Consider the following 13,408-nt stretch of genomic DNA (forward strand, 5'->3'; position numbering starts at 1 on the left):
CAGCTCGTGCGAAGGGCACAGTGGCTCGCGCGAAGGGCACAGTGGCTCGCGCGAAGGGCACAGTGGCTCGCGCGAAGGGCACAGTGGCTCGCGCGAAGGGCACAGAGGCTCGCGCGAAGGGCACAGCGGCTCGCGCGAAGGGCACAGCGGCTCGCGCGAAGGGCACAGTGGCTCGCGCGAAGGGCACAGTGGCTCGCGCGAAGGGCACAGTGGCTCGCGCGAAGGGCACAGTGGCTCGCGCGAAGGGCACAGCGGCTCGCGCGAAGGGCACAGCGGCTCGCGCGAAGGGCACAGTGGCTCGCGCGAAGGGCACAGGGGCTCGCGCGGAGGGCACAGAGGATCAGGTCGAGCCTGAAAACTGGCCGAAGATGCGCTCCTCGACGACCTCGTGCATCTTCGCTCGCGCGCCCCTCGACGAGAGGATCTCTCGTGACGCTCTTCCGTCTGGACGATCATTGGTATCATCGTGGCGGTGGCGATCGGCGTGTACGCCGGTCCCTGGGCCGTCGGCGATCGCCGGTGGCTGCGGCCCGTCGAACGTGCCGAGCTGAGCTCTCTCTCCGGCCGAGGCCGCCCGGAATCTTGGCCCGCAGCGATGCGCAAGGGATGCTGGCGCCGAGCCTCCGACGCCATGCCGTTCCACCCTCCGAAGAAGCCTCAGGCCATTCTACAGCGATCGCCCCATTCGGCGACGATCACGCAGCCGAAGATGCCGCATCCGGCCAAGGGCGCGGCGGCGGACGCGCGCCCGCCTCATCCGGCGACGGTGGTGCAAAGGAGAGAGGCGCCCCCGCACCTGGCCACATCCTCGCGCACGGGCGCGGTGCAGCTCCTCGGAAAATCGGGCTCGCCCAAGAAGGCCCTGCGTGCGCGGGTTGTGCGCCCGGAGGGAAAGGGGAAGAGCATGCTGGCGGTGCAGAGGTCGACCACGATTCAGCGAGCGGACGACGACTTCGGAGAGATGAGCCTCTTCGGGGACATCGACGGCCTCGACAACGAGGCTCCCGAGCCGCCCCCGGTCGTCCTCAATTTGAGCGCATTCGCGGGCCAGGTGGCGGGCTTGGTGGATGCGCCCCTGGTCTTCAGGCACGATCTCCGTCTGATCGGAGGCGCCTCGATGCCCATGGGCGTCATCTGGGTATCGGCGACCCTCGAACAGGGTACGATCATCGACCTCAAGGTCGCCACGAAACAATCGCTCGGCGCATTCCGCGTGTACTGGCTCCCGTGGAGCCTGGCGACGAACTTCGTATCGTGGGACGAGCTGGATAGCTCGGGAATAAATTGCTTCATGACCGTGCCCCTGTCCGGGTGCGTGGTCGTGATCGCCCCGACGGGCATTCTCCACGTGACGGCCGACACGTACACGCAAATGAACGACACCGTCAAATTGAAGCTCGACGGCGATATCGTCGCGGCAGGCGGGCAATATGTGCCGATGGATTACACATGGGGACTCTTCACATGGCCCAACGGGTACGATAAGAAAGACAAGGAAGTTACCAATCGTGGTCTCGTCTACGGCTTCAAAGATCACGTTGGGGTCTGGAGATTTTATTGCCTCGCCAGGGTGACCGCGGACGGCAAGTATTCGTATCCAAGCCTGATCGTTGCCGAGGATGTGTGATAAGTTCCGCTTCCGCTCCAGGAACGTCCGCGCGATGTGGATCGCGCGCCCCTCGTCCGTTTCATCTACAACGCGGGCTTCTCCTTCGAGGCGGGTGACGTCGAGCGCCCGCGCTTCGCCGCCGGGGCCGGGCGTTGACGTCGGGAATGGGCTCACGCTGGCTTGGCCCCGGCGATCCCTATAAGATCAAGCCCAGGAGGTTGTTCATGCGCGTGCATCGACATGTCATGCTCGTGACGCTTTTTTCGGCCGTCGCCGTCGTGATGTCCGCCGCGTCTGGATGCGAGGATGACAAGACGCCGGCCAGCAGCGGAGGACCGGAGCCGACAGACAGCGATTTTATCTCCAGGTATGTGAAGGCACTCTGCGACCGCACGTTCGCGTGCTGCGACGCGGCGGCCCGGGCCGCGCGCGGCCTGGACGCGGGCTCCGCCGAGGCGTGCGCCTCGGACCTCCACGCGATTTTCATTGCCATCGGCGGTGGAGGCGAGGTGAAGGGCATCTTCGTCCCGGAAAAGGCGGAGGCGTGCCTCGCCGAGGTGGGCGCCGCCCCCTGCGCCGAACTTGAAATCCTGGGCGCGCTTTTGGGCGTGGACGAGAAGTTCACGCCGTCCTGCATCGATGCATGGGACGGCTCCGTGCCCGAGGGCGAGGCCTGCGGCACGAACTGGGACTGCGCCCGCGACCGCTGCGTGCGCAACGTCGATTCGAGCGGGCAGTCGACGTCCGCGTGCAAAGCGAAGGGGGCGGCCGGAGAGCCATGCTCGGCGACGTTCGACTGCGAAGAGGCGCTCCGGTGCGACACGGGGACGTGCGCGCCGCGGCTCGCCGTCGGCGGGTCGTGCAAGGGGAGCGTCGACTGCCAAAAGGAGCTTCGCTGTGCTCAGGACGACACGTGTCAGGCGCGCGAGCAGGCGGGCGGTCCATGCGCGTCGGACGAAGACTGCGCGGCCGGCACGACGTGCAAGGGTTCCATGTGCGCGCCGCTCGGCACCGTAGGCGCGCCCTGCTCCTCCGATTCGGACTGCGCGTCCTCCGCGTGTGTCGATGCGACGAGCACCTGCGCTGACGTCTGCAAGGGCGGCTGACCGCAGGGGCCGCGCGCAGCGGCGCGTTCCATCGGGGATGGGTGTACTTGTCCCAGGTGCTCGGTGTAGAGGTCGAACCATGAGCGCGCCGAACAACGTCATGCGTATCGACATGCAAGGGGCCGTCCCCCTCGCGAACGGCACCCTGGTCGACGTATGGATCGCGCAGCAAAAGGGCGGCATGTTCTCGAACGACTACGAGGGCACCTGGCTGCAAGTGGTCGACACCGGCGTGATCTATTCGGACGACTTGTTCTACCGAGAGAAGAGTTCCGTGATTCGTCGCGAACATCCGGAGTCCCTGGAGGTGCGCCGCGATCTCCACACGCTCGCCAGGTTCCGCGGCCGCATCGTCCACTGCCGCGTCGCGTTCACGCATGAGCATCAAATGACCACCCTGCTCGTGCAATCCGAAAACGCACCCGCTGTCTATCGCTGACGCTGGACGGCCTTCGTTCGTCACGCGCCGGCTGCCCGCACGAGCAGGAGCGAAGAAGGAACGGGGTGTGGCAGCCGGCGGACGCAGCGGTATACGGAGCTTCAAACCGGTGGAAATCCCGATGCTGGTCCCGTAGGCTCGCCGCCCCCGACCGACCTTGGTGCGGGAGGAGCGGCTCCTCGTGAACACCCTCGATCTCTCGAATCGCGCGACCCTGAAGCTGCCCGCTGGCTGGGAGATCCTGCCTCCCGACCCTCGCGGGTTGTTCGAGCCGGCGTGGCGGCGCTGGCATGCCGCCTGGGACCAGAAGCACGGCCGCGGCGAGCCGTTCGCGTACGGGCCTCCTCGAAAGGGCCGCGACGCGCTGCCTTACCCGTTGAACGACCTGTGGGATCTGCTCTCGAACGAAGCCGAGGTCGCCGAAGGACGCTGGACCCGGTGGGTGGTTGGAAACGCGGAAGCGCGCGCGCTGGCCTGGTTCTTCGTGCTCGCTTCCCCCTCGGAGGAGGCGTTCGACGACCTCGTCGAGTGGAGCGGGCTGCACATCGACGGCGAAGGCTCCGGGCGTGAGTACCGCAAGTACATGGGCCTTTCCTACGCGACCAGCGACTTCGATCTCGGCAAGAACGAGCTGCGGCACTATCATCGGCATGGCCTCGTCGTGGCCGCCTTCAGCGTGGAGTCGTCCGACCTTGCGACCCTGTTCAAAGGCTTGTCGCCGACGCGTCTTGCGACCGAGCTCGCCGCCGCCGCGCCCCGGTCCCCGGAGGGGATCGAGGCGCTCGTCGCGCGCGTGCCGGCGTCGGGCTTTCCCGGCGACGACCGGAGCTTCGGGCCCGCGACGCGGCTCTTGCAGCGCCTTGCGGCAAGCGTGAAGCAGCCGTCGCTCGCGATCCGGTTCCGTCTCGTTCGCGGCAAGACCCTTCGCTCCGGCTCGGTGAACGTCCTCGAGGGCATGTCCGAGCCCTTCTGGATGGCGGCGATCCACAGCGACCCGCCGCAATGCCAAACGCTGCGAGAGGTGACCGAGCTCCTCGGCGCCGAGGGCAAGGGCTGGGCGCTGGACCCGACGTCGGTCGATGTGAAGTGCAAGCGCCCGAAGGCGCCTGCCGATGCAATCACGGCGCTCGTGAGGGACTTCCTGGTGGAGGCGCTCGCCGGGGGTGGGGCGGCGGCGAAGAAGAAAGCGCCGGCGAAGAAGGTCGCATCGACGAAGAAGGCGCCGGCGAAGAAGGCGCCGGCGAAGAAGGCGCCAGCCAAGCGAAAAAGCGGCGCGTAGAGCGTCACGCCGACCCACCGTTTCGGCAATGCAACGAAGCCCCGCAGCGCGTTCGGACGCTTGACGACTTCGATCGCTGGTTCCTCGGCTGCCGTGATTCGATGGGGGGGGTGATGCGCGAACGGGCGGTTGACGGCCCTGCAAATTGGCTGGTATCTGTCAAAGAATGAAGCGCGTCCCGCCGACCCCGCTCCCGCTCACGTCCCTCCTCGTCCGCGCCGGGCAAGCCGCTGCGCTCACGGCGGCGCTCTTGCCGGGGTGCAGCAGTGACACGACGGGCGGAGGTGGCGACATTCCGCCGCAGGCGCCGGATCCGACGTCGAGCTCGACCGGGCCGGGCGGGGGAGGGGGCACGGGCGGCGCGGGTGGCGTGATCCCACCGCAGCCGGGGCCGGGCGGCGGCGGGGGCATCGGCGGTGCGGGTGGCGTGATCCCACCGCAGCCCGGGCCGGGCGGCGGCGGGGGCGTCGGTGGCGTCGGCGGCGGCGGTGGTGCAGGCGGAGCGGGCGGCGCCATCCCGCCTCAACCCAATCCAGCCGGCGGGGGCATGTCGCCCCAACCCCCGGAGGCCAAGTAAGCCATCGCCGATGGGCGGCATCTCTCGGTTCAGGACGCGCGGCATCCCTTCTCCGCAGGCAACCGCGAGGTCCGGGCGAGCGGCGAAGAGGCTCTCCGCCGACGCGCTCGATTGGATCGTGCTGAACCTCGCGCGTGGCATGGCGCCCCGCGACATCGTCGCGACGCTCTCCGGGGCAGGTCTTCCCGTGGCGGTGGTCGAGAATGCGCTCGACGAGATCGAGCATTCGCCGCTCACGCCGGCCTATGTCCGCGCCATTGACGAGCGCGCCCGCGCTCGCGAGATATGTCGGCTCCCACGGCTCGTCGGGCGAGATGCTGGCGCGCTCGTGGAGGTCTCGTGGTGCCCGCCGGCCGACGTATTTCATCGCCAGCACTGGATCGGCAATACGCCTCTCGTGGTGCGAGGGTACGTGGAGCAATGGCCACGGCCCCCGCGCTTTCGCTTCGAGGACCTCCGGCGACGGTTCGCCGACGTGGAGGTCGAGGTGGCCCGCGATCGAACCAGGCACGCGCGCCCCGACCTCGAATTCACGGAGCTGCGGGCGAAGATGCCGTTCGGAGACTACCTCGATATCGTCACGACCACGGTCGACGACGACGTCTACCTCGTCGCGCGCAACCGGGCCTTCGAGGACACCTCGCTCGGGCAATTGCTGGAGGAGATCGAGCTGCCCCCCGATCTCTTCCCGCCGCCGCGCCGGGGGGCCATCTCCTTTTGGCTCGGGCCCGCGGGCACGCACACGAAACTGCACCACGACGGGACCAACAACTTCTTTTGCCAGGTCCTCGGCAAGAAGCGCGTCGCCCTCGTGCCGCCCAGCGTGACGATGGTCGCGGATGCGGCCACGGGTTTCTACGCCTCGCACACGAGCGACGAGGTTCGTCGAGCCCACCCCGAGCTCGTCCACGAAGTGGAGCTCGCGCCGGGAGATGCGTTGTTCATCCCGGTCGGCTGGTGGCACGAGGTATGGAGCCTGTCCCCGAGCCTCTCGCTCGCCGTCGTGGGTTTTCGCTGGCCGAGCAGCTACGACCACCGGCCCGGGCGCCCGCTCGGCCAGCGCGAATCGCTCGGCTGAGACGGCGCGTGCGGCTCTTCGCACGCGTCGTGCAGGGCTCCACCGAGCCGCTGGGCCAGCGCGACGTGTCGATCGAAAAGGGTCGCGATGTGACGCTTCGTCAGGTGCCCGCGAAGGCTTGCAACTGATCGAGGTATTGTGCCTGCGAGAGCGGCGTCCCCTTGTACGCGAACGTGAGCCCCGCCGCGTGGAGCTTGCCCAAGAACGGGACGGAGGTGCTCAATGTGCCGATCGAATAATACCGGTACGCCGACATGTACTCGTACAGAAATTTGTCGAATCTTGCTTGAAAGGACGGCTTCTCGCCATCCGGCAGCCCCGTGGAGCATTGCGAATGAAACACGGTGGCGATCCGGTCGGGTAGGAACGGGGAGACGATGTTGTAGACGTCTTGAAGGTCGAACTTGTGTCCGCCGCCATCGCTGGTGATGCTCTTGCTCCCGGGCCTGCAGTGTCCCGTCACGATGATGAGCGGACGCGGGCCGACGTCGATGGACAACGCGTCCCCGAAGCTTTTCGTGAACTTGTGCTCGTCGTCATACGGACACAGGTAATGAAACGTGCCCGGGTCGTGATGCTTCTCCCACGTACCCTTCATGCCGGAGAGGATCGATCGGTAGAGAAACCCATCGAGGAGCGTGCTCTCGTCCGTCGTATTGAGGACCAGGCACATACAATAGGTGTACTGGGGCAATTCGAGCGGGTTGAGGACGTCGTCGAGGATCGAGGTCGCCACGCTCTTGATGCCTTCCCAGAGCCGCATCGGCTGCGCCACCGTGGCTGCATGGGCTGGCCATCCCTTGCCCTGCGCCGTCGCCGGGGGCCGTTTCGGCTGCACCATCGCCGGGTGCGGGGGCGGCGCCGACGGCGCCGGGCGCGGTGTCCTCTGCGCCACGGTGGCCGGGTGAGGCGTCTTCCGCTGGACCAGGGTGGCCGGGTGCGGCGGCCGTGTCCTCGAGGATTCGTTGAGCTTCTTCGGCGGAGTCGGCGGCATGGTGGCCGATCTTCCGCTCCCCGTTCGCGAGGGGGCCAACTTCCAGGCGGTCCTGCTCCCCCCTTCACGGCTGGTCGGACCGCTTGCGAGCGCCGCTGGCCGATCGCCTACCCTTTGCCGAGCATCAGCCGCGCGCAGCGGTCTCCGATCATCATCGAGGCCGCGTTCGTATTGCCGGACACGATGGTTGGCATGATCGCCGCGCCCGCGACGCGCAGGCCGGTCACGCCACGCACGCGGAGCTCTGGGTCTACCACCGCGCTCGGATCGACGCCCATCTTGCACGTGCCGACCGGGTGAAAGTCGGCCTCGGAGTATTTGCGCAACGCCTCCCTGAGCTGATCGTCCGTGACCACGGTCGGCCCCGGCGTGTGCTCGGCGTCCTCGACCCAGGCCAAAAGCTCCGGGGCGTTGAGGATCTGGCGGATCATCTTGTAGCCCTCGAGTTGCGTGGCCCAGTCCTCCGCTGTGCTCAGGAAATTCGGCTCGATGATCGGCGCCTCGCGAGGATCGGCCGAGCGCAGCTTGACCTGGCCACGGCTCGTGGGGTGAAGGTTGATGCAGCCGAGCGCGAGCGCCTCCGATGGATAGTCGCTCCAGCCATGGCGCATATAATAGGACTGGACCTCGAACCGAGGCGGACCGTTCACGGCGCCGGGCGCTCCGTTCGTGAAAATCGACACGTCCATGGTCGTGATGTGGCTCGGCGCGTTCGGCATCCTGAGCTTCTTGACGACCACCGAGATCAGGTGATCTTGCAGGTTCTGCCCGACGCCGGGCACGTCGGCGACGTGCTCGATCCCGAACATCGCGAGCTCGGCGGCGCTCCCGATCCCAGAGAGCATGAGGAGCTGGGGCGTATGGACCGTGCCCGTGCAGAGCACGACGTCCCGCCTCGCCCGGACGGCGATCTCGGCGCCATTCACGTCGATGAGGACCTTGTCGACCTTCCGGTTTGGATCGAATGTGATGCGCTTGACGCGCGCCAGTGTCTTGAGCGTCAGGTTGAGATTCGAGAGGAGCGGCTTCACGAACTTCGTGAACGCGTCCTGCCGAGCCCCCGTTTTGACGTCGACGTTGAGCTGCGTAAACCCGACCCCGTAGGGCGAGGCGCCGTTGTAATCCTGGTTCAGCGGATACCCCAACTTCATGACGGCATCGAGTACGCCCTTGGAGAGGTCATTTTTCGAGGTAAACTCCGTGGTCGGGACCATCGGGCCCATGGTGCCGTGGTAGGCGGGATCGCCGGCCGTGTAGGTCTCCAGCGTCATGAACGACGGCAGCACGCTCTCATAGCCCCAGCCCGTGCACCCCTGGGCAGCCCAGCCATCGAAATCGTCTCGATGGCCGCGCACCCAGACCATCCCGTTGATCGAGCTCGAGCCTCCGAGCACCTTGCCCGCGGCGTAGGACTGCGCCCTGTCCAAGAGCTCGGGCTGCGGTTCGGACGTATACCCCCAATCGACCCCGGAGTCCGGCTGCGTGAGCTTCCACGATTGCGTGAAATCGCGAATGTCCTCGCGATCGTTGCTGCCGCCTGCCTCGACGAGCAGCACCGTGACGCCCGGCTCCGAGAGCAGGCGCGCGACGAGCGGGCACCCGGCGGATCCGGCGCCGACGACGACGTAGTCATAGACCTCGGGGAGCGGCGAGATCGTCTCGTCCACACTGCAACCGGCGAGAGAGCGCGCGCCGATCGCGTGGAGCGACGATGCGCCGATGAGTTTGAGGAGATCTCGACGCGAGAAGCCTGCGCGCTCGGCGAATGCGGGCAGATCCGCACGCCAAGGAGCCCTTGAAGGTCGCTTCATCGCACCATTCTATCATTGAGAGAACCGGCTGGCACCGCCGTGAGACGGGCGCGCGGGGCGCGCGCTACGGAGCCTGGTACGCGCCAAGTGTTCTGTCTGGACGAACGCAGCGCCTACCCAGGGACGGCGCGCCCCCACGTCGCCCCCCTTGATTCCGTCTGCGCCCCACCGTGGACGCGCTGGTCAACCTTCGGGTCGCCGATCTCCTGCGCAACCCCCCGCCCGTCCCATCCACATTCAGCGCATGCGGAGCCGTCCGGCTGCGGCTGCGGGGTCTCATTCCGCAAGGGCGGAGTGGCGTTCCGCGAGGGCGGGGTGACGTCCCGCGAGGGCGTGGTGGCGTCCCGCGAGGGCGGGGTGGCGTTCCGCGAGGGCGTGGTGGCGTTCCGCGAGGGCGTGGTGGCGTCCGGCGAGGGCGTGGTGGCGTCCCGTGAGGGCGTGGTGGCATTCCGCGAGGGCGTGGTGGCGTTCCGCGAGGGCGTGGTGGCGTCCCGCGAGGGCGGGGTGGCGTCCCGCGAGGGCGTAGTGGCGTTCCGCGAGGGCGTGGTGGCGTTCCGCGAGGGCGTGGTGGCGTTCCGCGAGGGCGGGGTGGACTTCAGACCGGGACCTCGGGTGACACTTCCTCGCTGCTGGCGATGTCGAGCCGTCCCCTCGGTTGGCGCGAACCGGGGGGCTTGGGCACGTAGACTGGGATCCTGGGTAACACGGTCCGTCAAGGTGAATACGGAGACCATCGGCCTCCGTAACGTGATCCGGCAGGTTGGGGGGACCGGCCTCAGGGGGCTCGCGTGCGAACGCGACCGAAGGCCATCGGGGCAGCCCAAGTCGTTTCCCACCCGTTGCCTACGCGAAGCCCGAGAGGGCCCCAGCGACGGCCCATGCTGGGGGATGGTGGACCCTCCCGAGAGGGGTCATGACCCAGTGAATTGTTCAGAGGTGAGGCTGCGCGCCCGGCAGGACTCGAACCTGCGACCAACGGCTTAGAAGGCCGTCGCTCTATCCAGCTGAGCTACGGGCGCTCGCTTTCGCGTTCGCGCACGAGCATAAACGGTCGCGGGCCGTCTGAAAAGACCGTTCAGACTTCCGCCGAGCGCCGGACCTGTTCGTCCGTTCGACCGAAGCGGCGCTGGCGGCGCGCGTAGAACGCGAGCGCGTCGTCGAGCGTCGCCTCCGAGAAGTCCGGCCAGAGCGTGTCCGTGAAGAAGAGCTCGGCGAACGCTGCCTCGAAGGGCAGGAAATCACTCAGCCGTTGCTCGCCGCCCGTCCGGATCACGAGATCCGCGTCCGGCAGCTCGCTCGTGCTCAGGAAGCGCCGCAGCGACTGCGCGTCGATGTCCTCCGGCAGGAGCAGCCCCGCGCGCGCCTGCGCCGCCACCGCCCGCATCGCGCTCACCATGTCGCGACGGCCGCCGTAGTTCAGCGCCAGCGCCAGCGTCATCGACGTCCCGCCCGCCGTGTTCGCGATGAGCCGCTCCGTCGCCTTCCGCGTCGCCGTCGGGACCTCGTCGTCGATGTCGCCCACCACGACCACGCGCACCCCACGCGCCACGAGATCGTCGTGCGCTTCCTCGGCGAAGTCGCGACAGATGCGCATCAGGTTCCCCACCTCCTCACCCGGGCGGTTCCAGTTCGCCGCGCTGAACGCGTAGAGCGTCAGCACCGGGATCTTCCGATCGTGGCAGGCGCGTACCGCGAGGCGGACCTTGTGCGATCCAGCCTCATGCCCCTTCGTGCGAGGAAGTCCGCGCGACGTGGCCCAGCGGCCGTTGCCGTCGAGGATGATCGCGATGTGCTGAGGGAGCGAGCGTTCGTTCATGGGGATACCTTCGAGCCGTGCGGCCTGAGGATGCACCATGCAACCACCCACGTCCACGGAACCGCCGTGGTGCATTCGTGGAGGCTCCATGGAGAACTCCCACGCGGGAACGGAGGACTGTGTGGATTGTGTTACAGAATCTTCGCGGCGGGCAGCGTGATCCGGAAGGAGACCTCGGGCGGGCCGCTCTCGGCGCACTCCGCAGAGCCGCTGTGGGCCTCGGCGATGGCGCGCACGATCGCGAGGCCGAGGCCCGTTCCGCCGTTCTCCACGCGCGTCGTGACGAAACGACGGAACAGGCGGCCGGCGACGTGCGGATGGATGCGGCCGCGGCTCCGCACGGTGAAGCGCACTTCGTCGCCTTCGCGCAGGAGCGAAACGTGGATCTCCTCGCTGGGCTCGCCGTGCGTGACGGCGTTGTCGAGCAGGTTCTCGAGGGCCCGGGAAAGCCAGAGGGCGCTGCCGCGGACGGTGGCGGCGCCGTGGGTGGAGACGCGCACGATCGCGCCACGCTCGCGGGCCTGCGCCGCGGCGTCCCGGGCGAGCTTGTCGAGATCGACGACGGCGGCGTCCTCGACGCCGCGCGCTTCGATGCGCGCGAGGTTCAAGAGGTCGCCGAGCAGCGCTTCGATGCGCTCCGTCGCTTGCTGGATGCGGCCGACGAAACGCGCGGCCTCCTCCGGCTCCTCGAGCGCGCCGTCGGCGAGGACCTCGGCGCTCGCGCGGATGGCCGCGACCGGGTTCTTGAGCTCGTGCGAGAGGTCGGCCGCGAAGGTCTCGACGAAGGGGCGGCCTTCGAGCTGGCGGCGCATGGAGTCGATGGCACGCGAGAGGCGCTGCACCTCGCGGCCGAACGCCGGGGGCGGCGGCGCGCGTCGCTCGCCCTCGCTGACGCGGACGGCAAAGTCGGTGAGGGCCTCGATGGGCCGGGCAATGGCGCGGCCGATGAGGACGGCGGCGGCCGCCGCGGCGGCGCCGAGCACGAGGCTGATCGCGAGGACCGTGGGCGCGAAGTCGGTGAGGGTGCGGGTGATGACGAGGGTCGGCTTGACGACCTCGACCTGGCCGACGACGTGGCTCTGCACGAGGATGGGCGCCGTGACGAAGACGGTGCCGGGCTCGCCCCGGGCCGGGCCGGCGCGGAAGACGGGGCGGCCGCCGGGATCGAGGAGGGAGAAGTGGAGGGCGTCGGGATCGGCGGACCGGGCGATGCGGCCGCCGACGTCGCCGAGGGAAGCGCCGCGGGCATCGAGCTCCCCGCCCACGACGGCGGCGATCGCGGCGGCCTCGTCACGCGCGGCGTCCTCGGCGAGGAGGGTGGCGCGGGCCTCGATGCGATCGAGGACGAGGAGGCCGAGGCCAAACGCGAACGCGCCGACGATGCCGGCGAGGGCGAGGAAGACCTGGAGGCGGATGCTCGTGCCGCGGGTGCGGGCGCGGACGATGCGCGAGGCGACGTAGGCGACGAGGAGGATGAGGCCGACGGCCGAGGCAGAGGCGACGAGGAGGCGAATCACGGGGCATCCGGGGTGCCCGGCGGAGGCGCCGCGGGCCTGTCGGTGACGCGGTAGCCGACGCCGCGCACGGTCTCGATGAAGGCCGGGTTTCCGCCGGCCGACTCGACCTTGCGGCGAAGGCCCTTTACGTGCGAGTCGATGGTGCGGTCGGAGATGGCGAAGCCGTCGCCCCACACGCGGTCGATGAGCTGCGCACGCGTGAAGACGCGGCCGGGCGCCGCGAGCAAGCAAGCGAGCAGATCGAACTCGACGCGCGTGAGCTCGACCTCGCGGTCGTGGACGTAGGCCCTGCGGGTGGCCTCGTCGACGGAGAGCGGCTGGGGCGCGGCGGTGGAGGGGGTGGCGGACGTGGCGGCGGGAGGCGGCGCGGGTGTGGGCGCGGCCGCCGGAGGCGGCGTGGTGCTGAGGGGGGCGGGCGGGGCGACGCGGCGGAGGACGGCGCGGACGCGGGCGACGATCTCGCGGGTGGAGAAGGGTTTGGTGACGTAGTCGTCGGCGCCGGTTTCGAGGGCGGCGACGCGGTCGGCTTCGTCGTCGCGGCTCGTGAGGACGATGATGGGCGTGCCGAGTCCGCTCCTGCGGACCTTGCCGATGAGGTCGAAGCCGCTGCCGTCGGGGAGCATGAGATCGAGCAGGACGAGGGAGGCGGCGTCGAGGGAGCGCTCAGCGCCTGCGAGGGTGCCGGCGAGGGTGACGCCGAAGCCGTCGCGACGAAGGGCGTACGCGAGGGACTCGGCGATCGCGGGCTCGTCCTCGACGATCAAGATGTGCGGCATGCGGGGAGGTATCGCGCCGCTCGGGGGCGGGTTCAACAGGGAAGGGGCGCGAGCTGTACGGCTCCCTCAGCCAGGGACTTGATCGGTCAGGGAGCAGTACCAGTCGCGTGTGAATTCGCTCCGAGAGCAGGCGTAGATGGCCGAGCGGCCGCACCCGCTCACGAGGACGTCCTGGTGATCCGCGTCGTCCTCGCCGCCTGTGGGCATGGGCTGAAGGCCCGGCGTCACGTCGAAGGTCTCGCAGGTGAAGTCGAACTGCGCGGCGCGTTTCGCGGCTTCTTCGATGGTTGTGGGATCCCCCGAGAAGCAACCGGCCAGGGTCGTGGAGAGGGCGAGGGCGTGAAGAGAAAGAATCGACTTCGGCATCGACACGAGGATGGCAGATCCGCGCGCCGGGCGGGAGCGC

The 13,408-nt window shown here is 68.7% G+C and carries 12 protein-coding genes and 1 tRNA gene; 6 read left to right on the plus strand and 7 right to left on the minus strand.

What is annotated here, in order from left to right:
- Positions 1-631: 631 nt before the first annotated feature.
- The 6 genes from QHF89_RS33245 (at position 632) to QHF89_RS33270 (ending at position 6,088) form a co-directional block, all read left to right on the plus strand.
- A complete protein-coding gene (locus QHF89_RS33245; protein ID WP_136970507.1) occupies positions 632-1,627 on the plus strand; it encodes a hypothetical protein in 996 nt (331 codons plus the stop codon).
- 206 nt (positions 1,628-1,833) lie between these two features.
- Positions 1,834-2,715, plus strand: a complete 882-nt coding sequence (locus QHF89_RS33250) for a hypothetical protein (RefSeq protein WP_284721233.1) — start codon at positions 1,834-1,836, stop codon at positions 2,713-2,715.
- Between the two features lie 79 nt (positions 2,716-2,794).
- Complete coding sequence (locus QHF89_RS33255; RefSeq protein ID WP_136970508.1) at positions 2,795-3,154, plus strand: hypothetical protein; 360 nt, start codon at positions 2,795-2,797, stop codon at positions 3,152-3,154.
- A 181-nt stretch (positions 3,155-3,335) separates the two neighbouring features.
- Positions 3,336-4,433 (plus strand): hypothetical protein, encoded by a 1,098-nt coding sequence (locus tag QHF89_RS33260; RefSeq protein WP_136970509.1) that lies wholly within the window; start codon positions 3,336-3,338, stop codon positions 4,431-4,433.
- Between the two features lie 166 nt (positions 4,434-4,599).
- Entirely contained in the window at positions 4,600-5,010 is a 411-nt protein-coding gene (locus QHF89_RS33265) for a hypothetical protein (RefSeq protein ID WP_284721234.1), read from the plus strand.
- Between the two features lie 10 nt (positions 5,011-5,020).
- Positions 5,021-6,088, plus strand: a complete 1,068-nt coding sequence (locus tag QHF89_RS33270; RefSeq protein WP_136970510.1) for a cupin-like domain-containing protein — start codon at positions 5,021-5,023, stop codon at positions 6,086-6,088.
- A gap of 100 nt (positions 6,089-6,188) precedes the next feature.
- Here QHF89_RS33270 and QHF89_RS33275 read toward each other — a convergent pair whose 3' ends face one another.
- The 7 genes from QHF89_RS33275 to QHF89_RS33305 all read right to left on the minus strand — a co-directional run bounded on the left by QHF89_RS33275 (position 6,189) and on the right by QHF89_RS33305 (position 13,368).
- Positions 6,189-7,082, minus strand: coding sequence for a hypothetical protein (locus QHF89_RS33275; protein ID WP_136970511.1), 894 nt, complete (start codon positions 7,080-7,082; stop codon positions 6,189-6,191).
- A 107-nt stretch (positions 7,083-7,189) separates the two neighbouring features.
- Complete coding sequence (locus QHF89_RS33280) at positions 7,190-8,893, minus strand: GMC family oxidoreductase (protein WP_136970512.1); 1,704 nt, start codon at positions 8,891-8,893, stop codon at positions 7,190-7,192.
- A 945-nt stretch (positions 8,894-9,838) separates the two neighbouring features.
- A tRNA-Arg gene (locus QHF89_RS33285) sits at positions 9,839-9,912 on the minus strand.
- A 56-nt stretch (positions 9,913-9,968) separates the two neighbouring features.
- Positions 9,969-10,709, minus strand: coding sequence for a polyprenyl diphosphate synthase (uppS, locus tag QHF89_RS33290; RefSeq protein ID WP_136934783.1), 741 nt, complete (start codon positions 10,707-10,709; stop codon positions 9,969-9,971).
- Positions 10,710-10,840: 131 nt separating this feature from the next.
- Positions 10,841-12,226, minus strand: a complete 1,386-nt coding sequence (locus QHF89_RS33295; protein ID WP_136970513.1) for a histidine kinase dimerization/phospho-acceptor domain-containing protein — start codon at positions 12,224-12,226, stop codon at positions 10,841-10,843.
- A complete protein-coding gene (locus tag QHF89_RS33300) occupies positions 12,223-13,002 on the minus strand; it encodes a winged helix-turn-helix domain-containing protein (protein WP_136970514.1) in 780 nt (259 codons plus the stop codon). The genes QHF89_RS33295 and QHF89_RS33300 overlap by 4 nt, the downstream gene beginning before the upstream one ends.
- Before the next feature lie 66 nt (positions 13,003-13,068).
- Entirely contained in the window at positions 13,069-13,368 is a 300-nt protein-coding gene (locus QHF89_RS33305) for a hypothetical protein (protein WP_136970515.1), read from the minus strand.
- Positions 13,369-13,408: the final 40 nt, after the last annotated feature.

This window comes from Polyangium sorediatum (assembly GCF_029946465.1).
Classification (GTDB): domain Bacteria; phylum Myxococcota_A; class Polyangia; order Polyangiales; family Polyangiaceae; genus Polyangium; species Polyangium fumosum.